The 26,038-nt window shown below is 54.7% G+C and carries 27 protein-coding genes; 17 read left to right on the forward strand and 10 right to left on the reverse strand.

Annotation, left to right across the window (positions count from 1 at the left end):
- The first annotated feature begins 93 nt into the window (after positions 1-93).
- The 7 genes from ACT3UM_RS06385 to dtd all read left to right on the forward strand — a co-directional run bounded on the left by ACT3UM_RS06385 (position 94) and on the right by dtd (position 6,483).
- A complete protein-coding gene (locus ACT3UM_RS06385) occupies positions 94-654 on the forward strand; it encodes a TRAP transporter small permease subunit (RefSeq protein WP_498897126.1) in 561 nt (186 codons plus the stop codon).
- Complete coding sequence (locus tag ACT3UM_RS06390) at positions 654-2,060, forward strand: TRAP transporter large permease (RefSeq protein WP_498897128.1); 1,407 nt, start codon at positions 654-656, stop codon at positions 2,058-2,060. Before ACT3UM_RS06385 ends, ACT3UM_RS06390 begins: the two co-directional genes overlap by 1 nt.
- A 168-nt stretch (positions 2,061-2,228) precedes the next feature.
- Positions 2,229-3,341 carry a TRAP transporter substrate-binding protein gene (locus ACT3UM_RS06395; RefSeq protein ID WP_498897130.1) on the forward strand — a complete coding sequence of 371 codons (1,113 nt, stop codon included), beginning with the start codon at positions 2,229-2,231 and terminating at the stop codon, positions 3,339-3,341.
- 151 nt (positions 3,342-3,492) lie between these two features.
- The gene (gene thiD / locus ACT3UM_RS06400) at positions 3,493-4,323 is read left to right on the forward strand and encodes a bifunctional hydroxymethylpyrimidine kinase/phosphomethylpyrimidine kinase (RefSeq protein ID WP_498897132.1); all 831 of its coding nucleotides are present in this window, start codon (positions 3,493-3,495) and stop codon (positions 4,321-4,323) included.
- Between the two features lie 127 nt (positions 4,324-4,450).
- Positions 4,451-5,296: a universal stress protein gene (locus ACT3UM_RS06405; RefSeq protein WP_498897133.1), complete on the forward strand. Its 846-nt coding sequence runs from the start codon at positions 4,451-4,453 to the stop codon at positions 5,294-5,296.
- A gap of 104 nt (positions 5,297-5,400) precedes the next feature.
- Positions 5,401-5,985, forward strand: coding sequence for a chalcone isomerase family protein (locus ACT3UM_RS06410; protein WP_498897135.1), 585 nt, complete (start codon positions 5,401-5,403; stop codon positions 5,983-5,985).
- A gap of 60 nt (positions 5,986-6,045) precedes the next feature.
- Entirely contained in the window at positions 6,046-6,483 is a 438-nt protein-coding gene (gene dtd / locus ACT3UM_RS06415; protein ID WP_498897137.1) for a D-aminoacyl-tRNA deacylase, read from the forward strand.
- 29 nt (positions 6,484-6,512) lie between these two features.
- Here the strand turns inward: dtd and ACT3UM_RS06420 are convergent, their stop codons facing one another.
- A complete protein-coding gene (locus tag ACT3UM_RS06420) occupies positions 6,513-8,489 on the reverse strand; it encodes an ATP-binding cassette domain-containing protein (protein ID WP_498897139.1) in 1,977 nt (658 codons plus the stop codon).
- Positions 8,490-8,518: 29 nt separating this feature from the next.
- On the opposite strand from ACT3UM_RS06420, the gene ACT3UM_RS06425 reads away from it, so the two are divergent.
- The 7 genes from ACT3UM_RS06425 to ACT3UM_RS06455 all read left to right on the forward strand — a co-directional run bounded on the left by ACT3UM_RS06425 (position 8,519) and on the right by ACT3UM_RS06455 (position 14,935).
- Entirely contained in the window at positions 8,519-9,106 is a 588-nt protein-coding gene (locus ACT3UM_RS06425; protein ID WP_498897141.1) for a TIGR02444 family protein, read from the forward strand.
- A gap of 250 nt (positions 9,107-9,356) precedes the next feature.
- Positions 9,357-10,403 (forward strand): TRAP transporter substrate-binding protein, encoded by a 1,047-nt coding sequence (locus ACT3UM_RS06430; protein ID WP_498897143.1) that lies wholly within the window; start codon positions 9,357-9,359, stop codon positions 10,401-10,403.
- A gap of 247 nt (positions 10,404-10,650) precedes the next feature.
- A complete protein-coding gene (locus ACT3UM_RS06435) occupies positions 10,651-11,229 on the forward strand; it encodes a TRAP transporter small permease (RefSeq protein ID WP_498897145.1) in 579 nt (192 codons plus the stop codon).
- Positions 11,230-11,259: 30 nt separating this feature from the next.
- Positions 11,260-12,543, forward strand: coding sequence for a TRAP transporter large permease (locus ACT3UM_RS06440; protein ID WP_498897147.1), 1,284 nt, complete (start codon positions 11,260-11,262; stop codon positions 12,541-12,543).
- Between the two features lie 21 nt (positions 12,544-12,564).
- Complete coding sequence (locus ACT3UM_RS06445; RefSeq protein WP_022521256.1) at positions 12,565-13,008, forward strand: universal stress protein; 444 nt, start codon at positions 12,565-12,567, stop codon at positions 13,006-13,008.
- 139 nt (positions 13,009-13,147) lie between these two features.
- Positions 13,148-13,828: a BamJ family beta-barrel-assembly machinery protein gene (bamJ, locus tag ACT3UM_RS06450; RefSeq protein WP_498897150.1), complete on the forward strand. Its 681-nt coding sequence runs from the start codon at positions 13,148-13,150 to the stop codon at positions 13,826-13,828.
- Between the two features lie 3 nt (positions 13,829-13,831).
- A complete protein-coding gene (locus tag ACT3UM_RS06455) occupies positions 13,832-14,935 on the forward strand; it encodes an alpha/beta hydrolase family protein (protein ID WP_498897152.1) in 1,104 nt (367 codons plus the stop codon).
- Positions 14,936-14,945: 10 nt separating this feature from the next.
- Here the strand turns inward: ACT3UM_RS06455 and ACT3UM_RS06460 are convergent, their stop codons facing one another.
- Positions 14,946-15,539, reverse strand: coding sequence for an SCO family protein (locus tag ACT3UM_RS06460; protein ID WP_498897154.1), 594 nt, complete (start codon positions 15,537-15,539; stop codon positions 14,946-14,948).
- Between the two features lie 5 nt (positions 15,540-15,544).
- Positions 15,545-16,048: a hypothetical protein gene (locus ACT3UM_RS06465; RefSeq protein WP_498897156.1), complete on the reverse strand. Its 504-nt coding sequence runs from the start codon at positions 16,046-16,048 to the stop codon at positions 15,545-15,547.
- A 105-nt stretch (positions 16,049-16,153) separates the two neighbouring features.
- On the opposite strand from ACT3UM_RS06465, the gene ACT3UM_RS06470 reads away from it, so the two are divergent.
- Both ACT3UM_RS06470 and thpD read left to right on the forward strand, forming a co-directional pair.
- On the forward strand, positions 16,154-17,068 hold the full coding sequence (locus ACT3UM_RS06470) for an AEC family transporter (protein WP_498897158.1): 915 nt from the start codon (positions 16,154-16,156) through the stop codon (positions 17,066-17,068).
- 656 nt (positions 17,069-17,724) lie between these two features.
- The gene (thpD, locus tag ACT3UM_RS06475) at positions 17,725-18,636 is read left to right on the forward strand and encodes an ectoine hydroxylase (protein ID WP_498897160.1); all 912 of its coding nucleotides are present in this window, start codon (positions 17,725-17,727) and stop codon (positions 18,634-18,636) included.
- A gap of 58 nt (positions 18,637-18,694) precedes the next feature.
- On the opposite strand, the gene argE is transcribed toward thpD, so the two are convergent.
- Genes argE through ACT3UM_RS06495 form a run of 4 tightly spaced genes read right to left on the reverse strand, consistent with a single transcriptional unit; the run spans position 18,695 to position 22,941 of the window.
- Positions 18,695-19,882, reverse strand: a complete 1,188-nt coding sequence (argE, locus tag ACT3UM_RS06480) for an acetylornithine deacetylase (RefSeq protein ID WP_498897162.1) — start codon at positions 19,880-19,882, stop codon at positions 18,695-18,697.
- Between the two features lie 35 nt (positions 19,883-19,917).
- Positions 19,918-21,390, reverse strand: a complete 1,473-nt coding sequence (locus ACT3UM_RS06485; protein ID WP_498897164.1) for a tripartite tricarboxylate transporter permease — start codon at positions 21,388-21,390, stop codon at positions 19,918-19,920.
- 25 nt (positions 21,391-21,415) lie between these two features.
- Positions 21,416-21,919 (reverse strand): tripartite tricarboxylate transporter TctB family protein, encoded by a 504-nt coding sequence (locus tag ACT3UM_RS06490; protein ID WP_498897166.1) that lies wholly within the window; start codon positions 21,917-21,919, stop codon positions 21,416-21,418.
- Between the two features lie 56 nt (positions 21,920-21,975).
- On the reverse strand, positions 21,976-22,941 hold the full coding sequence (locus ACT3UM_RS06495; RefSeq protein ID WP_498897168.1) for a Bug family tripartite tricarboxylate transporter substrate binding protein: 966 nt from the start codon (positions 22,939-22,941) through the stop codon (positions 21,976-21,978).
- A 227-nt stretch (positions 22,942-23,168) separates the two neighbouring features.
- On the opposite strand from ACT3UM_RS06495, the gene ACT3UM_RS06500 reads away from it, so the two are divergent.
- Positions 23,169-24,089: a LysR family transcriptional regulator gene (locus ACT3UM_RS06500; RefSeq protein WP_498897170.1), complete on the forward strand. Its 921-nt coding sequence runs from the start codon at positions 23,169-23,171 to the stop codon at positions 24,087-24,089.
- 138 nt (positions 24,090-24,227) lie between these two features.
- Here ACT3UM_RS06500 and trmB read toward each other — a convergent pair whose 3' ends face one another.
- The 3 genes from trmB to thiS are packed head-to-tail and all read right to left on the reverse strand — an operon-like array spanning position 24,228 to position 26,025.
- Entirely contained in the window at positions 24,228-24,998 is a 771-nt protein-coding gene (gene trmB, locus ACT3UM_RS06505) for a tRNA (guanosine(46)-N7)-methyltransferase TrmB (protein ID WP_498897172.1), read from the reverse strand.
- A gap of 15 nt (positions 24,999-25,013) precedes the next feature.
- Positions 25,014-25,808, reverse strand: a complete 795-nt coding sequence (locus ACT3UM_RS06510) for a thiazole synthase (RefSeq protein WP_498897174.1) — start codon at positions 25,806-25,808, stop codon at positions 25,014-25,016.
- Between the two features lie 10 nt (positions 25,809-25,818).
- Complete coding sequence (gene thiS, locus ACT3UM_RS06515) at positions 25,819-26,025, reverse strand: sulfur carrier protein ThiS (RefSeq protein WP_498897176.1); 207 nt, start codon at positions 26,023-26,025, stop codon at positions 25,819-25,821.
- Between the last annotated feature and the right edge of the window lie 13 nt (positions 26,026-26,038).

The raw sequence follows: 26,038 nt of genomic DNA on the forward strand, positions 1-26,038 counted from the left end.
GCTGTGCAGCGCGAGGGCGCTGCATTGTGTGCGTATATGCGCTATTGTCTGGGGCGCTGATTCCCCCTTAGCCGTTTTACGCGAGACACTCCCATGTCGGACACAATACAACTACCTGCGTTTATTGGTGCGCTGGACCGCGCTTCAGAGTGGTTCGGACGTACCCTTGCGTGGCTGATCATCATTATGATGTTGATTCAGTTCGCGATTGTACTGCTTCGCTATGCCTTCAGTGTGAATAGCATTTTTATGCAAGAGCTCGTGATGTATATGCACGCCAGTGTGTTTATGCTCGCGGCCGCCTATACCTTTCGCCATGACGGCCACGTGCGAGTGGATATCTTCTATCGGGGCATGACCCCGCGCCGCCAGGCGTTAATCAATGTCGTGGGCATTATTACCCTATTGATCCCAGTGATGGTCTTCATTATCGCTTCCAGCCTGGGCTACGTTGCCAACGCCTGGCGTATTTTGGAAAGCTCCCCTGATTACGGCGGTATTCCGGCTGTTTATGCACTGAAAACCTTAATACCGCTGTTTGCCGTGCTGATGATCGTGCAAGGCGTGATTGAGATTGTGCGTAATGGCTATGTGATGGCCGGGCGGATAGTGCCGTCTGCTGCCGGTGGCAACCATCTTGAGGAGCGTGTTTGATGCTGGAATTCATGCCGGTTATTTTATTTGCCGTTATCTGTGTTGTGTTGATGTTCGGCTTTCCTGTCGCTCTTTCGTTGGCAGGCACGGCGCTGCTGTTTGCTGGTATGGGGCTGGGTCTGGAAGCGATGGGTATCGACGCCAACTTCGATAGTGGCTATCTTGCTGCCTTGCCCAACCGGCTCTATGGCATTATGACCAACCAAACGCTGTTGGCAGTACCGCTATTTGTGCTGATGGGCGTGTTGCTGGAAAAATCCAAGGTGGCGGAAACGTTGCTGGATGCCATGGCCCTGCTGTTTGGCTCGTTGCGCGGTGGTTTGGGTATTTCGGTGACCCTAGTGGGCATGTTGATGGCGGCCTCTACCGGTATTGTGGGGGCCACGGTGGTCACCATGGGGCTGATGTCGCTTCCCACCATGCTAAAGCGTGGTTACAGCACCTCTCTGGCGACCGGTACTATCTGCGCCACCGGCACGTTGGGACAAATCATTCCGCCTTCCATTGCCTTGGTACTGCTGGGTGACGTGCTGTCATCGGCGTATCAGCAAGCGCAGCTCGATATGGGGATATTTAGCCCTAAAACCGTCTCGGTGGGCGACCTGTTTATGGGCGCACTGGTACCTGGGCTACTTCTGGTCGTCATGTATATGATCTATGTGGCTATGGTGGCATGGTTGCGTCCGCATATGGCACCTGCTGCTGACCGTGAAGAATTAATGGCCGAACTGGGCCATACCTCGGGGATTGGCATGCTGCTGCTCAAAGGATTGGTGCCACCCGTCGTGCTGATTGTGGCGGTGCTGGGCTCGATCCTAAGTGGCTTTGCTACCCCTACAGAGGCCTCTGCGGTAGGCGCTTTTGGCGCTTTAGTGTTAGCACTGGCCTATCGTCAGCTCGACATGAAGACCCTGAAAGACGTGCTGCGCTCGACCACTCATGTCACCACCATGGTGTTTCTGATTCTGATTGGTGCGGCGCTGTTTTCGCTGGTGTTTCGTGCCTACGGCGGCGAGCATATGGTCACCGAGCTGTTCGAGGGCATGCCCGGCGGCGTGGTTGGCGCGACGATCATCGTTATGCTGGTGATCTTTCTGCTCGGCTTTATTCTCGACTTTATCGAAATCACCTTTGTGGTGGTGCCGATCGTCGGGCCGATTCTGCTCGCCATGGGGCTTGATCCGATTTGGCTGGGCATCATGATCGCGATTAACCTGCAAACGTCGTTCTTAACGCCACCGTTCGGCTTCGCGCTGTTCTACCTGCGCGGTGTGGCGCCGCCGTCTGTGTCTACGTCGGCTATTTACCGTGGCGTTATTCCGTTCATTCTAATGCAGCTGGGTATGTTGCTGATGCTGTCGTTCTTTCCGCAATTGGCAACTTGGTTGCCCGGACTGTTTGGCTAATAAAGGGTTAGTTGAAAAACATCGCTGCTATCAACGTTAAGAAGTGGCAATCTAATTATAAAGCAGTCAATAGCCATTAATGGCCTGCAGCAAACCGCCTAGTGTTCTACGCTAGGCGGAGTATTCCCTACTCATAATAGTAATAATAGAAAGTAAGAGGGTTATTGTATGAAAGCTAAAACACTCCCCGTCGCCATCGCCATGACGACCGCTCTCTCCGCCAGTTTGCTGGTAGTATCTAGCGTTGATAATCACGCCCAGGCTCAAGAGAATGAGTTCCGTTGGAAAATGGTCACCTCCTGGCCGAAGAATTTCCCGGGTGTTGGCCAAGGCCCCGAGCGCCTATCGCAGTTGGTCGATGAAATGTCGGATGGTCGTCTGACCATTGAAGTCTTCGGGGCTGGCCAATTGGTGCCGGGTTTTGAGGTATTTGACGCCGTTTCCGACGGTACCGCTGAGCTGGGCCACTCCGCCTCCTACTACTGGAAGGGCAAAGCGCCTGCCGCACAATTTTTTGCTGCCGTGCCGTTTGGTATGAACGCCCAAGAGATGAATGCCTGGCTAAGCTATGGCGGCGGTATGGAGCTGTGGAACGAGCTTTACGATGACTTCGGCGTTGACGTGATGGTGGCGGGTGCCTCAGGCGTGCAGATGGGTGGCTGGTACAACAAAGAGATCAACTCCGTTGATGATCTGAACGGCCTGAAAATGCGTATGCCCGGCCTGGGCGGCGAAGTCATGAGCCGTATGGGTGTGGCCATTGTCAACATGCCCGGCGGCGAGATCTTTACCTCGCTACAGTCGGGGGCGATTGACGCAACAGAGTGGATTGGCCCCTATAACGACTTGGCATTTGGCCTGCATCAAGCCGCCGACTATTACTACTATCCAGGCTGGCACGAGCCGACGGTGATGTTCGAGGCGATCGTTAACGAAGAGGCTTTCGCGGAGCTGCCAGCGGATTTGCAGGCGATCCTGCGTACCGCTATTAGCGACATCAACCAGAGCGTACTGGATGAGTACACCGCACGTAACAACGATGCGCTGGAAACCCTGGTCAACGAGCACGACGTCGAGCTACGCCGTATTCCTGACGATGTGCTTGCTCAAGCCCGCGAGCACTCGGCTGATGTGGTCGCTGAGTTGGCGGAATCGAGCGAATTAGCCACGCGTATCTATGACTCCTATCAAGCGTTCCAGGAGAAGGTCGAGGATTACCACGCCATCTCCGAGCAGGCGTACTACAACGCCCGCAACCCGGAAGGTGACACTGCTCAATAGTTTGTCATGCTTGACGCCCACGAACGCAATGGCCGCCTGCGGGCGGCTTTTGTGTGTCTGGTGCGTACGTTTTCAGCAGCATAAGGCGCTCAGCTTGGGTATCCTAGGCACACAGTAGCGTTTGTTGCCGATTTTGCCGTGAAGGAGCCCCATGTCTATCCATCCCCGTCTTCGCAATGTGCTTACCATCGCAGGTTCCGACCCTTCTGGCGGTGCTGGTCTGCAGGGCGATTTGAAAACCTTCTCAGCCCTTGGCGTTTTTGGTACCAACGTGATTACCGCGGTGATTGCCCAAAACACCTGCGGCGTGGCCTCGGTGTACCCTGTCGCTCCCCAGGCCATTCGCGAGCAGTTGGAACACCTGCTGGATGACGTGGCGATAGATGCGGTCAAAATTGGCATGGTAGCCAGCCGTGAGGTCGCTGAAGTGATCGCCGACGTGTTGCGTCAGCGCAGGCCACGCTGGATTGTGCTCGACCCAGTGATGGTCGCCAAGAGCGGTGATATTCTGGTCGACGACGAAGGCATTCGTGCCGTGCGCGATATTCTGGTGCCCTTGGCCGATGTGATAACCCCCAATCTGCCGGAAGCCGCGGTTCTGCTCGACACGCCATCGCCTACCAGTTTAGACGCCATGGAAGCGATGTTGCCGGGATTAACCCAGTTGGGCGCGCCCTATGTGGTGCTGAAAGGCGGCCATCTGCGCGGGGAAACTTGCCCTGATCTGCTGGCAACTCCCAATGGTCATGAGTGGTTGCCTGCCTCGCGCATCGATACCGACAATTTGCACGGTACCGGCTGTGCGCTCTCTTCGGCGATTGCCGCCTGTCTGGCGAAGCTGCCCGTGGATGCCGAAGGGGATGCCCCGGTAGCCGCTATCAGTGATGCCAAGCAGTGGCTACATGCGGCTCTGGAGGCGAGCGAGCGCTTAAACGTAGGAAAAGGGCGCGGCCCGGTGCACCATTTTCACGCTTGGTGGTGATTAGGTGAGCGGCCTTGAAGCATTTAGGCACTAGCTTGCTTGCGGGAATGGACATTGCACACCATGCTAAGGAGTGTTTGCTTAACGGCTTGTAAGGCTGAGCAGCTCAGCCGAGGAGCGTTTCGCCATGCCTCGCACCATTCTGTTTGCCACCGATCTTTCCGCTGACAATCGCGCTGCTTTTGCTCGGGCGTTACGTTTGGCCTATGCCCAGGGTGTTCAGCTAGACGTGCTGCACGTGTTGGATCCTTACCTACCCAGACGTGTGTTGTTGGATGTCGAGAGCGCGGTAGTGGAAGACATCACCACCATGTTGACGGATCTACGCGAAGACTACGCCCTGGAAGCGCCGAAAACGCTGATCCAGACCGTGACTGGCTCGCCTCACGTTGAAATTGTCCGCGAAGCGCATGAGCGCAACGCCGAGCTGATTGTGCTGGGCATGCATCGCAAGCGCGGGCAAAAAGACCTGCTGGCGGGTACCACGGTAATGCGCGTGCTGCGTAGCGCTCCTTGTCCGGTGGTGGTGGCTTCCTACCAGCCTACGCAACCCTGGGAGCATATTCTGGTACCGATCGACTTTTCGCTCACTGCGCGACACACCTTAAAAGAGGCGCTGATTCGCTTTCCTGAAGCGACACTCACTCTGCTACACGCCTGGACGCTGCCTGGCGAGCGCGAGTTAGGTTCGCAGGCAAATTATGCCCATTGGCGTGATCATGAAGTTCAGCGCCTTCGCGAGCAACTGACCAGTGAAGTCGATAATCTAATGCGCGAGTTAGACGGCGTGCCCGATGTTGAGCTAGTGCTCGAACAAGGCGCCCCCTGCGATGTATTGCAGGCATATATGAAGCGCCACTCACCGGATCTCGTGATGATTGGCAGTCGTGGGCAGCCCCATCACACCAGCCAGCTAACCGAGATGCTGCTGTGTGAACCTCACTGCGATCTGATGCTCTGCCGAGCCTGGTAAGAGAGCACTATTAAAAAACGTGCTGTGCTGACAATAATAAGTGTTGTACGGAACCTTTATTTGGCGTATCGGTATGTATAGATATGCTGCAATAAGGAGGTTCTATGTACATACGCTCATTGGGTGCTAGGCGCACCGTTCAATTGTCATTGCTGTTAGCTGGCCTATTGCTAATGCCTTGGGCGATGGCCAGCAGTGTGACCGAAAAAGGCGAAGTATTTGAGCGCACGGTAGAGGAGCACGGCCAACGCTATCGCCTTATTGGGAGCGGCCTGTTTCGTTACATGATCTGGACGGCCTACGCCGGCGCCTATTATCAGCTTGAGGGAGAAACCCAGCCGCAGCCGTTGGGCGACGTACCAAGGCGCCTGGAGCTCGCTTATTTCCACGCCATTGAGGCCTCTGACTTCGCTGAAGCTACCACCGAAACGCTGCAAAAGAGCCTTACTGCCTATGAGTTTTCCCAGTTGGAAGCAGACATTAACGCCTTTAATCAAAGCTATCAGGATGTCGAGCCGCAGGATCGCTATGTGCTGAGCTGGGATGGTGGCACACTGCGTCTGGCACTCAACGGCGACACGCTATTTGAGGGTGGTAACGCAGATCTGGCCAGCGCCATGTTCGGCATTTGGCTAGGCGAGCGGCCGCTGGGTGAAGATTTTCGCGATGCGCTATTAGGGGGAAGTTAACTCAGGAAAAATTAACAGACGGTGGTTACAATGACCGTTTGTTAGTTCGGGAGAGGCTGAGTGAAGGCACTAATTCAGCGTGTGAGGCGCGCTAGCGTAGAGGTGGAAGGCGAGGTGATCGGCAGTATTGATCACGGGCTGCTGGCGCTGGTGGGCGTGGAGAAGCACGATAACGCCGCTGGTGTAGAAAAGCTGCTGCATAAACTGCTCCACTACCGGGTCTTCAGCGACGCCGAGGGCAAAATGAATCACAACCTGCAGCAGGTGAACGGCGGCTTGCTGCTCGTTTCCCAGTTCACTCTGGCGGCAGATACCCACAAAGGGCTGCGCCCCAGTTTCTCCAGCGCCGCTCCCCCAGCCCAGGGGGAAGCGCTGTTTAACCTGCTGATTAGCCAGGCTCAAGCCGCCTGGCCGAACGTAGCTACCGGTGAATTTGGCGCTGATATGCAGGTAGCGCTAATCAACGATGGCCCGGTAACGTTCTTGCTGGAAAGCTAGCCCTGTTTTCGAGAATTAGCTTTCGAGGACTAGCTTTCTACACCTTCACTGGCGAGCAGTTCTGCTTCCATTGCCTCCAACGCCTCTTCGGCGCTCAGCCACTGCCGTTCCGACTCGTCTAAACGCGCTTTAATCTCCGCTTGCTGGCTAAGCGTCTTGGTCAGTTCGGCTTTGCGGGCGCTGTCGGTGTAAAGCTCTGGGTCTGCCAACACTTGCTCTACCTTATCGAGTTCCTGCTGGGCCTTTTCCATGGCTTTTTCGGCTTGATCACGCTGTTTTTTCAGCGGGCGTAGCTTCTCGCGCAGTTCGGCGGCTGCTTTGCGTGACGCCTTGCGCGCTTCACGGCTGTCGCCGCTGGGTTGCTGGTTCTGGCGCTCGGCTTTTTCACCCCGGGAATCCCGGCGACTCTCTTCCAAGCGCGCTTTGAGCCAAACCCGATAGTCTTCCAAATCGCCATCGAAGGGCTCGACGCGGTTATCGGCCACTTTCCAGAACTCATCGACCGTGGCGCGCAGCAGGTGACGGTCGTGGGAGACCAGAATAACCGTACCCTCGAAACTGGCCAGCGCTTGGGTCAGCGCTTCGCGCATCTCTAAGTCCAGGTGGTTGGTGGGCTCATCGAGCAGCAGCAGGTTGGGTTTCTGCCAAGCGACGAGCGCCAGCGCCAGCCGAGCTTTCTCGCCCCCGGAGTAGTTGGCGACTTTGCCGAAGGCGTCATCGCCCTTAAAACCAAAGCCGCCCAGGAAGTTGCGGATATCTTGGTCGCTGGCGGTTGGCGAAAGGCGTTGCACGTGCACAAAGGGCGTTGATGAAACGTCCAGGCTCTCCAACTGATGCTGAGCGAAGTAGCCAATTGCCAAATGTTCGCCGGGAACGCGTTTGCCGTTAAGCAGCTCAAGCTCGCCGGTCAGCGATTTGATCAGCGTCGACTTACCTGCGCCGTTGGGGCCTAGTAGGCCAATGCGACTGCCGGGGAGCAGGGTAACGTTGACCTTGTCCAGCTGGACGTTGTCATCACTCCCGTCGCCGCTTTTGCCCCGATAGCCAAGCTGCGCCTGATCCAGCACCAGCAACGGATGTGAGGTCTTGTCGGCGGCGGGTAGCGTAAAGTGGAAAGGGGAGTCCACATGGGCAACGGCGATATCCTCCATCCGTTCGAGCATTTTAACCCGGCTTTGTGCCTGCTTCGCCTTGGTCGCCTGGGCGCGGAAGCGGGCGATAAAACGCTCGATCTCTTCCCGGCGCGCTTGCTGCTTGGCGGCTTCCGCCTGCTGCAGGACAAGCTTTTCAGCGCGGGTGCGCTCAAACTGGGAGTAATTGCCGCGGTAAAGCTCCAGGGTTTGGTGATGCATATGCACGATGTGGTCGCATACTGCATCCAGGAAGTCGCGGTCGTGGGAAATTAGCAGCAGGGTGCCTGGGTAGCGGGTCAGCCACTGCTCCAGCCACAGCAGGGCGTCCAGATCCAGGTGGTTGGTGGGCTCATCCAGCAGTAGCAGGTCGGAAGGCATAAACAGCGTGCGGGCGAGGTTGACCCGCATCCGCCAGCCGCCGGAAAACGCCGAGAGCGGGCGAGTAAGGTCAGCCTGGACGAAGCCCAGCCCCACCAGTAGCTGCGCCGCACGTGATTCTGCGCGGTAACCATCCAGGGTTTCAATTAAACCGTGCAGTTCAGCTTCCCGGTGTGCTTTTCCGGCCTCTCGGGCGGCCAGTAAGTCAGCCTCTGCTTGGCGTAGCGCCAGGTCGCCATCGAGTACATACTCAATAATCGGGCGGTCGAGGGCGTCAACTTCCTGGGCCATATGCGCAATGCGCTGGCCGCCGCTCATCTCGACATCGCCCTGGTCGGGGGCAAGCTCGCCGAGCAAGAGTTTGAACAGGCTCGATTTACCGGCGCCGTTTGCCCCGATAATCCCGGCCTTTACCCCGTTATTAAGGGTAACGTCCGCGTTGTCGAGTAGCGTTTGCGTGCCGCGTTGCAGGGCGACTTGGCGCAGTGCGATCATGCCTTCTCCCGAAGAAAGTGGGTCATTTGATGCGAAACTCTATTGCGCTTGATTCTACCCGATTGCAGCGCCTACAGCAGACACCGTTATGGGATTTTGCCCTGGCGCTCTATGCCAAGCCCGGCGTTGAGGCCGCCTGCCTAACGCTGCAAGACGATGCCGGGCTTGACGTTTGCGAGGTGCTGCTGCATTGCTGGCTCTATTCGTGCGGTTTAGAAGCCATGCCTGCTGAACTCGAACGTGAGCGAGAGCAGCGCCGCTTGTGGCAGTGCCAAGTGACGGAGGTTTTGCGTGGATTACGCCGCGATTTAAAAGCCATGGCGGCGACAAGTGAGTCCGTAACAGCGCTGCGCGACACCATCAAACAGGCAGAGTTGATGGCGGAGCGTGAGAACCTTCAACGTTGGCAAACGTGGGTTTGGGAGGCGCCAAGCGCTGAAAAACGTGTGAGAAATATTGCCGAAATGTCGCCAGATGCGGCGAAGTGGCTACGAAAACAGCTGCTCTATAGCCAAAGTGATCATGCCTCTGGCGGCAGTATAAAGACCCAAAATGCATGGCTTTATTCGCTACAAACGCTTACTTACCCGCTTGACCCTCACCAAGGAGCGCGCTAGCCTGAATTTAAGCTGTTTTTGAAATACCTAGCGTTATTCGCCCGCTAGCAGGCAGTATGAACACCATCACTGCCTGTAAGTGGACACCGAAATACGGGTTAGTAAACCCCGGTTGGCGAACAACAGCATCGTGTTGAGAAACGCGAAGCTGACTCTACTGTTAAGGCACTGAGTTTTTAACAGTAGGGTTTTGAAAACTAGGTTGTTGCGCATTCGTACAGCGCGCTTACCACTGCAAGGGGAACACCGCATGAAGGCAAGCAAATCCGTTTCTACTCGTTCTGTAACCTCGAAATTGATGACAACGGCCAGTGTGGGTGCACTGCTGTTTGGTCTCAGCGCTGCTGCTCAAGCAGACAACTGGCGCTATGCTCACGAAGAGTATGAAGGCGACGTTCAAGACGTCTTCGCCTATGCTTTCAAAGAGTATATTGAAGATAACTCAGACCACACCGTACAGGTTTACCGCTTTGGTGAGCTGGGTGAGTCTGACGACATTATGGAGCAGACCCAGAACGGCATTCTGCAGTTCGTTAACCAGTCGCCTGGCTTCACTGGTGCGCTGATCCCTGAAGCGCAAATCTTCTTCATTCCCTACTTACTGCCTACCGACGAAGAAACCGTTCTGACCTTCTTTGACGAAAGTAAGGCGATCAACGAAATGTTTCCTGAGCTTTACGCCGAGCAAGGCTTAGAGCTGTTGAAGATGTATCCAGAAGGCGAAATGGTCGTGACCACCGACGAGCCATTTACTTCGCCGGAAGAACTGAATAACAAGAAAATCCGCACCATGACCAACCCGTTGTTAACGGAAACTTATGACGCCTTTGGCGCGACGCCGACGCCGCTGCCTTGGGGTGAAGTTTACGGTGGCCTACAGACCGGCATTATCGATGGTCAAGAGAACCCGATTTTCTGGATCGAGTCTGGTGGTCTGTATGAAGTGTCTCCGCACCTGACGTTTACCGGCCACGGCTGGTTCACCACTGCGATGATGGCCAATCAGGACTTCTACGAAGGCCTGTCTGAAGAAGATCAAGCGTTGGTGAATGAAGCCTCTGAAGCTGCGTACGACCACACTATTGAGCATATCAAAGGCCTGGCCGAAGAGTCGCTAGAGAAGATTCAAGCCGCGTCTGATGAAGTGACGGTGACACGTCTCAACGAAGAGCAAATTCAGGCTTTCCGTGAGCGTGCCCCACAGGTTGAAGAAGCCTTCCTTGAAATGACCGGTGAAGGTGGTGCAGAGCTACTCGAGCAGTTTAAAGCTGACCTTGAAGCCGTAACCAACGAGTAATCAACCTCGAAGCCACACTGGCGAACGAGTGATTATCAAGGGGCAGCAAAGGCTGCCCCTTTTTAGTTTGAGCTGGTTATTTTGCGCTGGTAGCGCGTAGTTCATTCGGAGGCGGTTTTAACAGCGTTACCGTTGGGTTACGTACATCTAGCGTTGAATCACTGACGGCGGCATGCCGTTACGCTGTGTTTATTGTGCCGACGGCACATAATGTGTGCCGTTAGAGCCGTTCAAAAGGAGTCCGGCCATGACCGATGACGAGATGGAAAAGAGTTACCGCTCCGGTTTGCCGGGGGTACTGGGCGTGATCGACACTGCAATTAGCAAAATAGAAGCCGTGATCCTTGCGATGGGTGTTTTGCTAATGGCGCTGAATACGGTCATTAACGTCGTTGCCCGCTTTGTATTTGGCAACAGCATTATGTTTTCCGGCGAGCTAAACCGCATTTTGATCATCATGATCACCTTTGCAGGGGTGGGTTATGCTGCGCGCCACGGTCGCCATATACGCATGTCGGCTATTTATGATGCGTTGCCGGTAGGCGGGCGCAAAGTACTGATGATCTGTATTGCGCTATTCACCTCGCTGGTGATGTTTTTCCTCCTCTATTATTCGATTGTTTATATTGTTGATCTGCATGGCAAAGGTCGCGTGCTGCCTTCCTTGGGCTTACCGGTGTGGATCATCTACCTATGGGTGCCGATGGGCTTTTTAATCACCGGTATTCAATACTTGCTGACCGCCGTTAAAAACGTTACGTCCCGCGATGTCTATCTCTCGACGGGCGTGGTGGATGGTTATAAAGACACGGAAACTGAAGTTTAACGCGGGGCACTGCACCCTAGGGGAACAGCTATGACGACAATAATGGTCACCACCATGATTGCCCTGCTGCTGCTGGGCTTTCCAATGATGATTCCGCTGATTACCGCTGCGGTAATCGGCTTCTATATGATGTTTAACGGCTTCGGCCAGATGGACACGCTGATCCAGCAGATGATGGCGGGCATACGGCCGGCTTCGCTCATTGCCGTCCCTATGTTTATTCTTGCTGCTGATATTATGACGCGTGGTCAGTCCGCTAACCGCTTGATCGATATGGTCATGGCGTTTATCGGCCATATTAAAGGCGGCTTAGCGGTAAGCACGGCAGCTTCGTGCACACTATTTGGTGCTGTATCCGGTTCTACCCAGGCGACCGTGGTGGCTGTTGGTTCGCCGCTGCGACCCAAGATGCTTAAAGCGGGCTACTCGGACTCTTTCACGCTGGCGTTGATCATCAATGCCAGCGATATTGCGTTCCTGATCCCTCCCAGTATCGGCATGATTATTTACGGGGTTATCTCGGGTACGTCCATCGGTGAGCTATTTATTGCCGGGATTGGGCCGGGGTTAATGATTCTGTGTATGTTCTCGATTTACTGCATTATCTACGCCATCGTTAAAGATGTGCCTACTGAAGCAAAATCGAGCTGGAAACAGCGTGGAATAGCGGTTCAGCAGGCTCTTTGGCCGCTTGGCTTTCCGGTCATTATTGTCGGTGGTATTTACGGCGGTATCTTCAGCCCGACTGAAGCCGCGGCGGCCTGTGTGCTATATGCTATTTTGCTTGAGTTTGTGGTCTTCCGTTCGCTCAAGATGAACGACATCTACGCTATCGCCAAATCTACCGGCTTGATTACCGCCGTGGTATTTATTCTAGTGGCGGTGGGTAATGGCTTCTCGTGGATCATTTCGTTTGCGCAGATACCACAAATGATCCTGGAAGCGGTGGGGGTCAATGATGCAGGCCCGACCGGGGTATTGATTGCCATCTGTATCTCCTTCTTTGTCGCCTGTATGTTTGTCGATCCGATCGTGGTCATTCTGGTGCTAACGCCGATTTTTGCGCCTGCGATTGCGGCGACGGGCCTGGATCCTGTGCTGGTAGGTATTTTGATTACTCTGCAGGTGGCGATAGGCTCGGCAACCCCACCCTTCGGGTGCGATATTTTCACCGCGATTGCGATTTTCAAGCGCCCCTATTGGGATGTGATCAAAGGCACACCGCCGTTTATTTTCATGCTGATTCTGGCGGCCGCTCTGCTAATAATGTTCCCGCAAATTGCGCTGTTCCTGCGCGATGTTGCCTTCCGCTAAACAGCCACAAGGAGTACGCGAATGTTTAATCGCATTTTAGTCCCGGTGGATGGTTCTAAAGGCGCCTTAAGGGCGCTGGAAAAAGCGGTGGGCTTGCATATGCTGACCGGCGCTGAGCTTTATCTGCTGTGCGTGTTTAAACACCATAGTTTGCTGGAAGCCTCACTCTCTATGGTGCGGCCCAACCAGCTGGATATCCCCGATGATGCGCTAAAAGAGTACGCCACCGAGATCGCCGTGCATGCCAAATCCCACGCTATTGAGCTGGGCGCTGACAGCGCGCGCGTGCGCGCTTTTGTAAAAGGCGGCCGACCATCGCGTATTATCGTGCGCTTTGCCCGTAAGCGAGAGTGCGACCTTATTGTGATTGGTGCTCAGGGTACCAATGGCGAGAAGAACCCGTTGCTGGGAAGCGTTTCTCAGCGTGTGGCGGGTGCCGCCCACTGCCCCACGCTGGTCGTCTAAAGCCGCTAAACCTCTCGCTCATTTTGTGGTCTTACTAACACCCGCCGTCCCGAAGATGCAGCTCGGGACGGCGGGTGTTAGTCTTTGCGTAACACTATTGGCGTTCGACGCCGCTATATACAAGATAAAAGGATCTTTCATGAAACGACTGCTCTCTACCACAGCTCTGACAGGTTTGCTTTTGGTTGCCCCGTTTGCCGCGGCAGCGCCAGAAACCGATGAACAGCGCTTGGCTTATAGCCTGGGTGTCACCCTGGGTGAAAGCATGCAGGCTGACATCGAAGACCTAGACCTGGATGCGTTCACAGATGGCATGCGCGATGTGTTTGAAGGCAATGACTTAGCGCTCAGTGAAGAAGAGATGACTGAGGCGTTGATGGCGTTCCAAGAGCAGTCAATGCAAGCGCGACAAGCGGAAGCTGAAGAGCTGGCCCAGAGCAACCTCGAAGCGGGCGAAGCCTTTCTTGCTGAAAACGCTGAGCGCGATGAAGTGACCGTGACCGACTCTGGCCTTCAGTATGAAGTCCTTGAGTCCGGCGACGGCGCCACGCCTGGCCCTGAAGATACCGTCGAAGTGAACTATGAAGGCATGCTGCTGGATGGCACCGTTTTCGATAGCTCTTTTGAGCGTGGCGAATCCGTCAGCTTCCAGACCAACCAAGTCATTGAAGGCTGGCAGGAAGCGCTGCAGATGATGAGCGTCGGCGATAGCTGGATGCTGTATATCCCTGCGGATATTGCTTACGGCGAGAATGGCCAGGGGCCGATTGGGCCTAACGAAGTACTGACCTTCCGCGTTGAACTGTTAGGCGTCGAATAAGCGATGCGCTCAGCCCCCCACTTCACTGTGCACCCCATCGCTTACGCCCTGCTTTGCGTTGGCGTATGTACACCGCTGATGGCTCAAGCCGAGACGACCGACGAGCCTGAGGAGTTACCTGCCTTAAGTGCTGCCAGTGAGCAGGCCAGCGTGGTGGGGGTGTCGTCGGGCGGTTATATGGCGACCCAGCTAGCGGTGGCTTGGCCCGAGCGGTTTAGTGGCTTGGGCGTGCTGGCGGCAGGGCCTTGGAGCTGTGCGCAGGGCTCGCTGAGTTTGGCGCTTAATCAATGCATGATGACCCGCCGTGGCGTGCCTTCGCTGGAGGAATTGGAGGCTCGTCACCAGCGCTATATTGAGCTTGAACAGGTTGGCAGCGCTGAGGCGCTTAGCCAGCTCCGGGCCTACTTATGGCACGGCGAAGCGGATGAAGTGGTTGAGCCGAAGCTTGGCGATCTACTTGCTGAGCAATGGCAGCAGTGGCTTGCTTCGCCTGATCAGCTACGCGTTACACGCAGTGAAAATGCGGGACATGGCTGGCCGATACGGTTACCCAGTCAAGCCGCCCCAGGCCCCCAGGAGTGGGGCGATTGTCGTCAGGGTGGCGGTAGTTTTCTATTATCCTGCGACGACGATATTGCCGGAGAAATGCTGGATTGGCTCTACCCCGAACGTGATGTCTCGGCCGCTGGCGGGCTTAGTCGCGAGCAAAAGGGTGAGCAAGGTGGCGAATTGGTCGCGTTTGATCAGTCAGAGTTTGCGGTAAAAGGCCTCGCCGACACGGGCTATGTGTTTATACCCGAAGGCTGCGAAGCGGGCGAGTGCCCGGTCACGCTGGCGCTGCACGGCTGCCAAATGAATGCAGAAGCCATTGGCGATACGTTTATACGCTACACCGGGTTAAATGCCTGGGCAGCAGCGCATCAGCAAATCGTGCTCTATCCTCAGGCAGAAAGCAGTATGGCGAACCCGCAGGGCTGCTGGGACTGGTGGGGGTTTGCTGAAAGTACCTGGCAGTTAAGCCCGCAGCACGATACCCGTAGCGGCACTCAAATTAGCGCGTTAATGGCCATGTTGGATCGTTTACAAGCCGCACCTGAATCCGATTAAGAAGCGCCGATTAACTGCCTAGTTCGCTCTCTAATGCGGAAACTAAACCATGGGGGGTGGGTGAGTAGAGCACTCGCTGAAGAATATCGCCCTCGCGATTAACCAAAAAGAGCGAGGCGCTGTGATCAATGGTGTAGTCCATTGCTGAATCCGGCGCTTCGACTTTTCGCCATATCACCCCATAGCGTGAGGCGACATCCTCAAGCTGTTCCTGACTGCCTACCGCGCCGATAAACGCCTCGCCGAAAAAACTCATGTACTCTTGCATGCGCGCGATGGTGTCGCGTTCGGGATCAACAGTGATCATCACCGGGACCACACGTTCGCGCTGCTCCTCAGAGAGTTGGGCCAGGGCTTGGCGCTTTACCGATTGGGTCATCGGGCAAATATCGGGGCAATACGTATAGCCGAACGAAACAATCGCCACTTGATCGTCGTTTAGTTGGGTCAACGAAAAATCACCCTGGGTAGAGGGCAGCTCGATTGGACCGCCTACTGGCTCCCCCTCTTTGGGGGCGAAAGCATACTGATAGAGGCCAATCCCGCTGGCTACCAGCAAAAGCGCTACCAACCCCGCGCCTAGCCATAATGGTTTTATTGCCATGTGCGTTAACTCCGAATCACGTCAAAATCGAACCAGCTGCCTACCTTGCCTTCTGCGGTTTCCAGTATGACACGTGCCCGCCAGGGCATAACGCTTTGCGTGCAGACTCCCACTTGGCCTTGACCTTGAAAATGGCCGGGCGCATCTGCGCTAAGGGCAAAGCGATGCAAGCCCAAATCCATATCCCGGCCGATAAAATCGACCTCAACCTGGGTGGCGGTCACACCCTCGACGTCCACTCCCAGCGGTAATATCTCCAGTGCCTCAATCCGCCCACTGGATGCAATGTGAAGCGTGATACGGCCCATATCGCCCAAGGTGGCAGTGCAGGGCGCTGCATGCAAGTCGCAGCTTGAAGTGGGGGGAAACCATGTCACATCACTGTCGCGGTGCAGCCAATGAGCAAAGGCGTACCACGCGCAGGCCGCCAGCGCCAAGCCAGTGACCAGTATCAGTACCCTTAAGACGGGGAAGCCCGCCGGGTGTGCAGGTTTTGATATCATCTTCATGGCAGAATAATCGCTACGCGAGCCGTGAGGCGGGAAGTTTGATCATGGTAACAGTAATCGCGCCGATATCGCTGTGCTGGGATGTCGCAGGCAAAAGGGACGTAAATGGAGAGTATTACTGGCGCTTTAGGCCCACTATTTCTGTTGATCTTACTCGGTGCCGTGCTTGGCTATTGGCGTTGGCCTAGCGACACCTTCTGGCCGCAAATGGAGCGGCTGATCTACTTTGTGCTGTTTCCCGCCATGCTAGTGGGAACCCTGGCCACCGCGGATGTCAGCCAGGTGCCGGTCGGCCGCTTGGCGCTGGTGCTGCTGGGCGCGATGGCGTTGTTTGGCTTGCTGCTCTGGCGTTTACGCGGCTGGCTAAAGCTAACACCTGCGGCGTTTACGTCGGTATTTCAAGGCGCGGTACGTTTTAATACCTATGTAGGCGTTGCTGGCGCCGCCGCGCTACACGGCAGCCTAGGAGCGACCACCGCAGCCGTCGCCGTGGCACTAATGGTGCCAGTGGTTAACGTGATGTGTGTGGCCAGCTTTGTCGCGGCTGGCACTCTAGGCGGTGCTAGCGTAGGTAAAAGTGCCATGGCGTTGATTAAAAATCCGCTGATTCTGGCCTGCTTGGCGGGTATTGGCCTGAACCTGTCGGGCGTTGGTTTGCCTGGCTGGAGTCAAGATACGGTTGAGCTACTGGGGCGTGCGGCGCTGCCATTGGGTTTGGTGGCCGTCGGGGTGGCGCTGCGTCCTGCGGCGCTGCTGCGTATTGATCGCGGAGTGCTGGCCACCAATGGCGTTAAACTGCTGCTTATGCCCGCGCTGGTATTGGCATTAACCTGGATACTACAGCTGGATCCGGTAAGCCGCGACGTAGCGCTGCTGTTTGCAGCACTCCCTACGGCTACCTCTGCGTATATCCTAGCCCGTCAGTTGGGGGGCGATGCCGAGCTCATGGCCGCGATCATTACCGGCCAAACTCTGTTAGCGATGCTTACCCTGCCGTTTTGGCTGCAGTTGGTTAGCTGACGGGGAGAAGGTTAAAACTAAATAAAAAATATTCGTATTTGTGTTGACGCGGTAAATGAGAACTATTACATTGTGGTTGTCAGCGTTTAATGAGTCGCTGGCAACCACGACAGCTGTTGATTTAAGAATCAGCGTCAGTTTCCTGTCATGGTTTCTCCCTCTCATTGCTAGTCACGGTCTTTTTGCCGCTCCTCTGGAGCGGCTTTCTTTTTTTATGCGTACCAATTTTTATTCATCTCCTGTTGAGGCGATTGCGTTCTTCGCTTTCGAAATATGGTAATAAAAAATATTCGTATTTGTATTGACGTGGTAAATGAGAACTATTACAGTGTGGTTGTGGCGTTTGATGAGACGCCACAGACCAAGACAGAAACCGCCAGTTTCCTGTCATGGTTTCTCCCTCTCATTGCTAGTCACGGTCTTTTTGCCGCTCCACTGGAGCGGCTTTCTTTTTTCTAGCGTCTTCTAGCTCCCCCGCCATCTACACGTTTTTTCGACTACTTCTCTACGCTTAGAGCTACTGTTTATTAAGGCGATAACGGCTGCACTAAAGCAGGCTGACATGGTGTCATTGCTGAGGGGCGTTTTGGCGTCTACGTTTTATAAGTAGCCGCTAAAAGCGTTACTAGACATGGATACTAACGGAGGAGTTTGCCATGAACGATACACAAGATCTTTTCCCTACTCGCTTGGAACGTAAGTTGGGAATGTTTGAACGCATCGATCCTGTGGTATACGGCGATGAGTCACAGCTTGCAAAGGGCCCCTTAAGCAAATCAGAAATTGATGAGTACGAAAGAAAGGGATTTCTGTCGTTTGAAGGATTTTTTGACGCTGATGATATGCAGGTTTTTCTTCAAGAACTGCGCGAGTATGAAGACGATGCTGATCTGAAACTTTCAGAAGGCACGATTCTTGAACCAGGGCGTGAAGAGATTCGCACCATTTTCGGCATCCACGATGTTTCACAACGCTTTCAGCGCTTGACCCAGGATCCCAAGCTATTGGCGATTGTTAAGCAACTGCTGGGCAGCGATGTGTATATTCATCAGTCACGGATTAACTATAAACCAGGTTTTAAAGGCAAAGGATTTGAGTGGCACTCCGACTTTGAGACATGGCATAGCGAAGACGGCATGCCGCGTATGCGCGCACTGAGTTGCTCCATAGTGCTCACTGACAACGGGGAGTTTAATGGGCCACTCATGCTGATTCCCGGTTCACACCAGTACTTTGTTCCTTGTGTGGGACGAACGCCGGAAAACAACTATAAAGAGTCACTTAAAAGCCAAGAGGTGGGCGTGCCCCCAGCCAGTAGCCTACGCGAGATAATGCTAGAAAACGATATCGAAGCACCTAAGGGGCCTGCAGGCTCGCTGGTGATTTTTGAATGCAACACCATGCACGGGTCGAATATCAATATGTCTTGCTGGCCAAGAAGTAATCTATTCTTTGTTTACAACAGTGTTGAAAACACGCTGCACGACCCTTACTGCGGTAACCGGCCAAGGCCCGAGTTTCTAGCTAATCGTTCGGATTGGGAGCCGCTTAAACCGCTTAAGGAGTAATGCCTAAGCGATCAGAACTTACTTTCATGTGACATAGATACTCACAGCTATTTTTGGCTTAGTGCTTCATCCAAGCATTTAATTCATCTAAGAATGCTAGGCATTGGCTAAGTTGATCAATTTCTATGAACTCATTGGGCTTGTGGGCTTGGCGAATAGAGCCGGGCCCAACAATCACTGAGGGTATGCCGCCATCGATCTCGAACACGCCGCCTTCTGAGCCATAAGATACCTTGCCGCCACGCTCGGGAAGAATGGGCTCAAGCTTTTTGAATATATCGCTGTCGGTGGCGTCCCCCATGGCGGGGTAGGCAAATAGCTCTTGCCACTCAATAGTGGAATCGGCGGATTGGCGCTGCATTTCGGGGAGTAGGGCAGCCTCTATATCGCGGATCAGCGCTTGAATGTCCGTGGCGGCTGCTTCCTGATCAATGCTGCGTAGCTCAAAGATAAAGCTGCAGGTATCAGGGGTCACGTTGGTCGCCACACCGCCTTCTATCATGGTGGTCAGCGTGGTGGCGTGGGGAACGGTAAAGTCGTGGTCGAAAGGGCCTTCTTGCTCATATCGTCGTGATCGTTCGGCAATCATGGTGATGATACGTGAGGCATACTCCACCGCATTAACATGCTGGGGAGAAAACGATGAATGGCCCCCTTCACCGTGCACCGTCACCCGCATCGCGATCTTGCCTTTCTGACCGTTGATCAGCTTCATTTCGCTGGGTTCGCCGATAATGGCCAGGGCCGGTGGCACCTTGAGCTCGGCTAGGTAGCGTGCAATGGCGGGGGCGCCCAAACAGCCTACCTCCTCATCATGAGAGAAGCAGAAATAGAACGGGCGCTGCAGTTCGCTGTTGGCAAACGCCGGCGCCGCCGCCATCACACAGGCGGCAAAGCCTTTCATATCGCAGGTGCCACGACCAAACAAGCGACTGCCGCGCTGCTCCATTTTAAAAGGGTCGCTTTGCCAGTTCTTCGGGTTGGCCGGTACGACGTCAGTGTGGCCAGAGAGGACGATGCCAGGCACGTTGGCGGGGCCCAGACGGGCGATCAAATTGGCCTTTTCGCCGCTCTCATCGGGTAGCACCGCTACCTCAGCGCCCAGACTGGCAAAGTACTCCTCCATATGCTGAATAAGTTCAAGGTTGGAGTACGCACTGGTTGTGTCGTAAGCGATCAGGTCTGCGAGGTGCGAGACCGCGTCTTTCAACTGCGGGTGAGCGTTAGGCGTAGCACTAGCTTGCATAGCGTTAAATCCTTGGCAATAAGGGAAACTGTGGCTCAGGCTTTGGCCTTCTTAAGCTGCTGACGAATTGTTACGACCACCACAAATATCGCCAGCGAGGCGAATAGCCAGGTAATAGGCGACGAGACCAGAATGCTGGGATCACCACGAGAGAGCGCAAGGGCACGACGCAGGTTCTCTTCCAGCATCGGGCCGAGAATGAAGGCGATTAAAAAGGGCGCGGCGGGAATGGCGAACAGGAACATGAAAAAGCCAAATATGCCCATCGCCAGCAGTACGATGACGTCATACATACTGTTGGAGATCGAAAAAATACCGAAGACGCATAGCGCAAGCACGATAGGCGCCATCAAGCCGGGAGGAATCCGTGAGATATGCGAGAAAAAGCGCATCGTGGCTTTGCCAGCACCAAACAGCAGAACAGAGGAAAACAGCATGCCAATAAACAGCATGTAAACCTCATTAAGGTTGTTCTCAAACAGCATCGGGCCTGGGGTCATGCCGTGGATCATAAAGGCGCCCAACATCACGCCGGTAATAACATCGCCTGGCACACCCAGCGCTAACAGCGGAATCATGGTGGAGCCACAGCAACCATTATTGGCGGACTCGGATGCCGCGATCCCTTCTAGTTCGCCTTTACCAAAGTTTTCGCGGTTCTTTGAGCTGCGCTGTGCTTCCCCGTAGGAGGAGAACGACGCTGCCGAGGGGCCAATACCGGGAATGGCCCCCATCACCACCCCAATCATGCTGCCTTTGAGCATGGCCTTTAAGGTTCGGCGCAGCTCATCCCGCGTTACGCGGTTATCACCCAACTGCATGGGCTTATGGCTTTGGTTGTGACGAAAGACAATAATTTTAAGCAGCTCAGGAATCGCAAACAGGCCAATCAGCACGGGCGCCACGGCAAGGCCGCTCTGCATATCCACGGTGAGATCAAAGCGGAACGAGCCGTACATATCTTCGCCCACTGTGGCTAACAGCAGCCCTAAGCAGGCTGATACCAACCCAAGCAGCAGCGAACGCCCTGACACCCCAGCCACGGTAGTGAGCGCGAATATCATCAGCATAAAGTATTCGGGTGGCCCAATCCGCAGTGCGAGGAGCGCCAGCGGTGCGGCAATAAAAATCAGCGAGAGATTGGAGATAAAATCCCCGGTACATGACGAATAGAGCGCCATGTTGAGGGCTTTGCCTGCCTTGCCTTGTTGGGCCAACGGGTAGCCGTCAAGGGTGGTACAGGCGGCCGACGCGGTGCCTGGTGTCTTGATCAATATCGCGGATACTGAGCCGCCGTAGGTTGAGCCTTTGTAAAGCGCAACGAGCAGTAAAATACTCGGGATCGGCTGCATATAAAACGTAAAGGGCAGCGCCAGCGTCACCGCCATGGTGCCGGTCATTCCAGGAATGGCGCCGATAATCACGCCACCCCAAATACCGGCGGCCATGATCAGAAAGTTCTCAATGGTGGCAACCGCCTGGAAGGCAACCAGCAGGTCGTTGAGCATAGTGGTCAGTCCTATACGCGGTAAGTTAAATACCGATAGCCTTGAAAAGGCTGCCGACAGGGAAACGCGTATTGAGTGCGCTGGAGAAAAACAGGTAGAGAACCAGTGGGAGGGCGATGGCCACGATGACCGCCACCACTTTATGGCGCCAATAACCGGTCAGTATCAGCATCGCCATTAACAGCAGAATGCTCGATAGCAAAAAACCGAGCAGCATCACTGAACCGATAAAGAGCGCGAAGGCGAGTACGGTCCAACCGAAGCGAGTGAGAAGCGTGGCAAGTGGTGTGTCACCGCGGATGGCGCTGGCATCTTCAGGGTCGGCGATGGCTTCGGTTTTACGTGAAAAAGATAGCCCTACGAGCAGTATGCCCAATGCCATGCCGAGCATGGAAACCGTGCGTGGCCACATATCAGGCGGTGGCGCAAACCCTGGAATAAAGCGCGGGCGGGGTACATAGGCAGGTATCAGTAAAAACAGCACGATACCGAACAGCACCGTAATGACTAAACCGCGTGTTATACCCATGACCCCTCCAGAGATTAACTGTTGTGTGCAGTGATAATTAAGTGTTTAACGCTGCTTTATTCCAGGTAGCCAAACTGTTCTGCCAAGGTGCGATAGAACTCGTACTGCTCCTGGGCATAAGTCTCCATTTCAACGCTGCCAATAGTGGATATTGAGCCACGATCGTCAGCACGGCTGAGCCATGTCTCATCCTCAGCCACCTGTTCCATCACTTCGGCCCAAGAGTTAACCACTTCTTCGGGTAGGTCAGGCGGGCCATACAGCGCGCTCCACCCCATCACTTGGCCAGCCAACTCATAACCCAGCTCTTCAGCAGTCGGCACGTCCGGGAGTGCTTCCATGCGCTCGGGTGAGAACACCATTAACGGGCGCATATCACCGCTCTCGATATGTGGCATCAACGAAGCAGCAGCGATGGCGAGAAAATCAACATGCCCACCTAGCAATGCTGTCGCGAGTTCACCACCCCCACGGTAGGGAATCAGCGTGGCCGCTGTCAGCGGATCCATTTCTGCGTCAGCCAGCAGTGACTGCACGGTAAAGCCATCAATGGCGGTAGCGCCAGAGGCGGCGTAGCTCATCGCGCCAGGGTCGTTTTCGATGCCTTCCAGTAAATCCTCAACGCTTTCATAGGGTGAGTCTTCGGCCACGGCAAGAATCATCGGTGTGGCTTCAAGTGGGCTGATAAAGGTGTACTCATCCCAGTCAACACTGCTGTTTTCGTTGACTGCTGGTGAGAGCGCCATACCAACGCGGGCTAACAGCAAGGTGTAACCATCGGGGTCAGCCTGTACGACATCACGAGCGCCGGTCATTCCCCCGGCGCCGGCTTGATTGACGACTGTGACGGGCTGTCCTAAATATTCGCGAGCCGACTCCGCTAGCGCCCGACCGGCCAGATCGGAAGCGCCGCCGGGGCCATAGGGAACTACCAGCGTGACGGGTTCGGAAGGATAGCTCTGAGCATAGGCAGTGGAGGCAGCGAGCAGCGTTGCTGCCGCTAAGCTTAAGGTGAGTTTCATACTTATCTCCGCAATCGTTGTTGCATAGCTTTCATGGAGTGGATTTGTTAATAGCATTTTTGAACCCAGCGCTTTTAACATAGACAGGTATGAAAATTGTTGCAACAATTTGATTTAGTATTCAATTTTGTTCTAGTGGTGAGCCAAAGTTGCAAGCTTATTGTTTATAAACATTGTTTTTATTCGCTGTTTATTGAGTAAAAGACTTCTTGAGTGGGATTAACACCATGAAAATAAAAGAAATTGAAGCGTTTGATGCATTCATGAAGCATGGCACCACAAAAGCGGCTGCAGAAACGTTAGGAATCAGCCAATCAATGGTCAGTCGTTTGCTCATCGGGCTAGAGGACGAGCTGGGTTTTGCGTTGTTCAAACGTGCCCGCAATCAGCTTTCGCCAACCTCAGAAGCGTTTTTATACCATGCGTCCGTTTTACGGTTGATGGCGAGTATTCGAGATACTCAAAAAGATGCGGATGCTATTGCTAATAACCAATTAGGCAGTGTCGTCGTGGCGGCACAACCCATTTTTTGCGATACCTTTTTACTCGATGTCATTAAGCGCTTTAAGCAGATTCATCCTAATGTAGGCGTTCGGGTTATCGATGCTGGGTTGCAAGAGTTGCTTAAAATGATCGACAACAATACCTGTGATGTGGCGCTGGGAATAACGCTTGAAGCAGACACTTATGGAGCAACGGTTAGTAGTCTTGCACGCTGTTCTGCCAGGTGCATCATGCATCGTACGCACCCCCTTGCTAAGCAAGATGTGGTGGCGCTTACTAGCTTACAAAACCAGACATTCGTAGAGCTGATGGCGGATAGTCCTCTGCGTGCCCGCGTGGATTACATTATGCAGACAGTGGATATAAAGCGGCATATTGCCGCTGAAATGCGCCATATGCGGGGTGTGTGCGCATTAGTTGATCGCGGACTTGGGGTCGCAGTGATTGATCCCATCGCAGAACTGCTGCTGCAGGGAACAGCCGTTGTATCAAAGCCTATGGAGCCAACCATTGAGTGGGAAATTGCCTTACTTAAATCTAAACACAAGCCATTAAGTAACGTGGCCGAATCTTTCTGCGAAGAAATATACGCTGAAATCGACAGCTTGCATCAAATGGGTATTTTAATATCGCTTAATAATTAAAAGAAGATGCTTAAACCTAATAGTCGTCTGGATGCAGCTATTCTCGGTTAATGCGAAAGACGCCCGTTCAGAATTGATGCTGACCGTAGCGTCTAACACTGCAATAACCCCTCTCTGTCAATCTAGTTGGCAGAACGTTTACTCTTCTCGCTGATAAATCAAATCCCAAACCCCATGGCCAAGTTTTTCGCCGCGGGCTTCAAACTTGGTCAATGGGCGGAACGCCGGGCGTGGTACATACGGGGCGGTTTCCGCGCTGGCGGTATTGGTATAGCCGGGCGCTGCTTCCATGACTTCCGCCATCCACTCTGCATAAGCTTCCCAGTCGGTGGCCAGATGGAAAGTGCCGCCGGGCATTAGGCGAGTGCGAATCAGCTCAACAAAGGCAGGCTGCACGATGCGCCGTTTGTGATGTTTCTTCTTCGGCCAGGGGTCGGGGAAGAATAGCTGTAACGTGGTTAGCGAGCCTTCGGGCAGGCACTGCTCAAGCACTGCCAGGGCGTCCTCGCGGTAAACGCGCAGGTTAGTCAGGCCGCGCTTATCAACTTCATCAAGCAGTTTGCCAACGCCGGGGGCGTGGACTTCGATGCCAATAAAGTCGGTATCTGGGTGGGTTTCGGCCTGCTCAATCAGCGAGTTGCCCATGCCAAAACCGATTTCCACTACCCGCGGTGCCTGACGGCCAAACAGTGCGTCCAAATCTTGGCGGCCGTCGGCGATGGTCAGGCCAAAACGCGGCCAAATATCTTCTAAGCCACGGTTTTGCGCCTGGGTCATACGGCCCGCGCGGATCACATAGCTTTTAATGCCGCGGCGATGCAGCGGTGCATCCGTACCTTCCGGCCCTGTGGTGGTCTTGCTTTCGGGGTCGGCGTGACGTTCAGGTACGCTATCGTTGGTGTCAGTCATGAGGTCTCGAATCAATTAACCGTTAATACGGCCAGCGAAAGGTGAAGAGGGATCCGCGGATTGGCGGCGCGGCATACGGCCAGCTAAAAACGCATCGCGCCCGGCTTCCACGGCCAACTTCATGGCGTTGGCCATGCGCAGCGGGTCGCGAGCGTGGGCAATGGCGGTATTGAGCAGTACGCCGTCGCAGCCGAGCTCCATGGCCATGGCCGCATCTGATGCCGTGCCAATGCCCGCATCCACCAGAACCGGTACTTTGCTCTGCTCAACGATCAAGCGCACGTTGTGAGGGTTCTGAATGCCGTGGCCCGAGCCAATCAGCGAGCCTAGCGGCATGATGGCGCAGCAGCCCATGGCTTCCAGTTCGCGTGCCACAATGGGGTCGTCGCTGGTGTACACCATGACGTCAAAGCCATCGGCAAGCAGCGTTTCGGCGGCTTTTAGCGTCTCGACCACATTAGGGTAGAGCGTGTGGTCGTCGCCGAGGACTTCCAGCTTGACCAGGTTGTGGCCGTCGAGCAGCTCGCGGGCCAAACGGCAGGTGCGCACGGCATCTTTAGCGGTGTAGCACCCGGCGGTATTGGGCAGCAGGGTGTAGCGCGCGGGGGAGATGGCGTCTAATAGGTTGGGCGCGTCGGCGTCCTGACCTAAATTAGTGCGGCGTACGGCAAACGTGACGATTTCAGCGCCGCTTTGGGCAATGGCGGCGCCGGTCTCGGTAAAGTCTTTGTACTTGCCTGTGCCAACCAGCAGGCGCGAGTGAAAATCGCGCCCAGCAATGGTTAACGGTGTATCAGTTAGTTGGGTCATAGTATTTCCTTTAGCCGCCGCCAATCGCGTGGACAACCTCTACGTGGTCGCCATCGACCAAGCGGGTGTCGGCGTGTTGGCTGCGGGGGACGATCTCTTCGTTAATTTCGACGGCGATACGACGACCACTAAGGCCCAGCTGTTCAACTAAGTCAGCGACGGTAAGACCGGTGGACAGCGTATGGGGTTCACCGTTTAGACGTATCTGGATAGACATAAATAGGCGTGTC

The sequence above is a fragment of the Halomonas sp. AOP13-D3-9 genome, assembly GCF_052379125.1.
GTDB lineage: Bacteria > Pseudomonadota > Gammaproteobacteria > Pseudomonadales > Halomonadaceae > Vreelandella.

What these genes read in the sequence shown, in the direction of transcription:
- ACT3UM_RS06460 (WP_498897154.1), bottom strand. Translation starts at nt 15,539, where the DNA reads ATGGCAATAAAACCATTATGGCTAGGCGCGGGGTTGGTAGCGCTTTTG.
- ACT3UM_RS06405 (WP_498897133.1), top strand. Translation starts at nt 4,451, where the DNA reads ATGCCTCGCACCATTCTGTTTGCCACCGATCTTTCCGCTGACAATCGC.
- ACT3UM_RS06440 (WP_498897147.1), top strand. Translation starts at nt 11,260, where the DNA reads ATGACGACAATAATGGTCACCACCATGATTGCCCTGCTGCTGCTGGGC.
- argE (WP_498897162.1), bottom strand. Translation starts at nt 19,882, where the DNA reads ATGCAAGCTAGTGCTACGCCTAACGCTCACCCGCAGTTGAAAGACGCG.
- ACT3UM_RS06430 (WP_498897143.1), top strand. Translation starts at nt 9,357, where the DNA reads ATGAAGGCAAGCAAATCCGTTTCTACTCGTTCTGTAACCTCGAAATTG.
- ACT3UM_RS06490 (WP_498897166.1), bottom strand. Translation starts at nt 21,919, where the DNA reads ATGGGTATAACACGCGGTTTAGTCATTACGGTGCTGTTCGGTATCGTG.
- ACT3UM_RS06485 (WP_498897164.1), bottom strand. Translation starts at nt 21,390, where the DNA reads ATGCTCAACGACCTGCTGGTTGCCTTCCAGGCGGTTGCCACCATTGAG.
- ACT3UM_RS06435 (WP_498897145.1), top strand. Translation starts at nt 10,651, where the DNA reads ATGACCGATGACGAGATGGAAAAGAGTTACCGCTCCGGTTTGCCGGGG.
- ACT3UM_RS06455 (WP_498897152.1), top strand. Translation starts at nt 13,832, where the DNA reads ATGCGCTCAGCCCCCCACTTCACTGTGCACCCCATCGCTTACGCCCTG.
- thiS (WP_498897176.1), bottom strand. Translation starts at nt 26,025, where the DNA reads ATGTCTATCCAGATACGTCTAAACGGTGAACCCCATACGCTGTCCACC.
- ACT3UM_RS06510 (WP_498897174.1), bottom strand. Translation starts at nt 25,808, where the DNA reads ATGACCCAACTAACTGATACACCGTTAACCATTGCTGGGCGCGATTTT.
- ACT3UM_RS06465 (WP_498897156.1), bottom strand. Translation starts at nt 16,048, where the DNA reads ATGAAGATGATATCAAAACCTGCACACCCGGCGGGCTTCCCCGTCTTA.
- ACT3UM_RS06410 (WP_498897135.1), top strand. Translation starts at nt 5,401, where the DNA reads ATGTACATACGCTCATTGGGTGCTAGGCGCACCGTTCAATTGTCATTG.
- ACT3UM_RS06495 (WP_498897168.1), bottom strand. Translation starts at nt 22,941, where the DNA reads ATGAAACTCACCTTAAGCTTAGCGGCAGCAACGCTGCTCGCTGCCTCC.
- thpD (WP_498897160.1), top strand. Translation starts at nt 17,725, where the DNA reads ATGAACGATACACAAGATCTTTTCCCTACTCGCTTGGAACGTAAGTTG.
- ACT3UM_RS06425 (WP_498897141.1), top strand. Translation starts at nt 8,519, where the DNA reads ATGCGAAACTCTATTGCGCTTGATTCTACCCGATTGCAGCGCCTACAG.
- thiD (WP_498897132.1), top strand. Translation starts at nt 3,493, where the DNA reads ATGTCTATCCATCCCCGTCTTCGCAATGTGCTTACCATCGCAGGTTCC.
- ACT3UM_RS06385 (WP_498897126.1), top strand. Translation starts at nt 94, where the DNA reads ATGTCGGACACAATACAACTACCTGCGTTTATTGGTGCGCTGGACCGC.
- ACT3UM_RS06500 (WP_498897170.1), top strand. Translation starts at nt 23,169, where the DNA reads ATGAAAATAAAAGAAATTGAAGCGTTTGATGCATTCATGAAGCATGGC.
- bamJ (WP_498897150.1), top strand. Translation starts at nt 13,148, where the DNA reads ATGAAACGACTGCTCTCTACCACAGCTCTGACAGGTTTGCTTTTGGTT.
- ACT3UM_RS06470 (WP_498897158.1), top strand. Translation starts at nt 16,154, where the DNA reads ATGGAGAGTATTACTGGCGCTTTAGGCCCACTATTTCTGTTGATCTTA.
- ACT3UM_RS06390 (WP_498897128.1), top strand. Translation starts at nt 654, where the DNA reads ATGCTGGAATTCATGCCGGTTATTTTATTTGCCGTTATCTGTGTTGTG.
- trmB (WP_498897172.1), bottom strand. Translation starts at nt 24,998, where the DNA reads ATGACTGACACCAACGATAGCGTACCTGAACGTCACGCCGACCCCGAA.
- ACT3UM_RS06445 (WP_022521256.1), top strand. Translation starts at nt 12,565, where the DNA reads ATGTTTAATCGCATTTTAGTCCCGGTGGATGGTTCTAAAGGCGCCTTA.
- ACT3UM_RS06395 (WP_498897130.1), top strand. Translation starts at nt 2,229, where the DNA reads ATGAAAGCTAAAACACTCCCCGTCGCCATCGCCATGACGACCGCTCTC.
- ACT3UM_RS06420 (WP_498897139.1), bottom strand. Translation starts at nt 8,489, where the DNA reads ATGATCGCACTGCGCCAAGTCGCCCTGCAACGCGGCACGCAAACGCTA.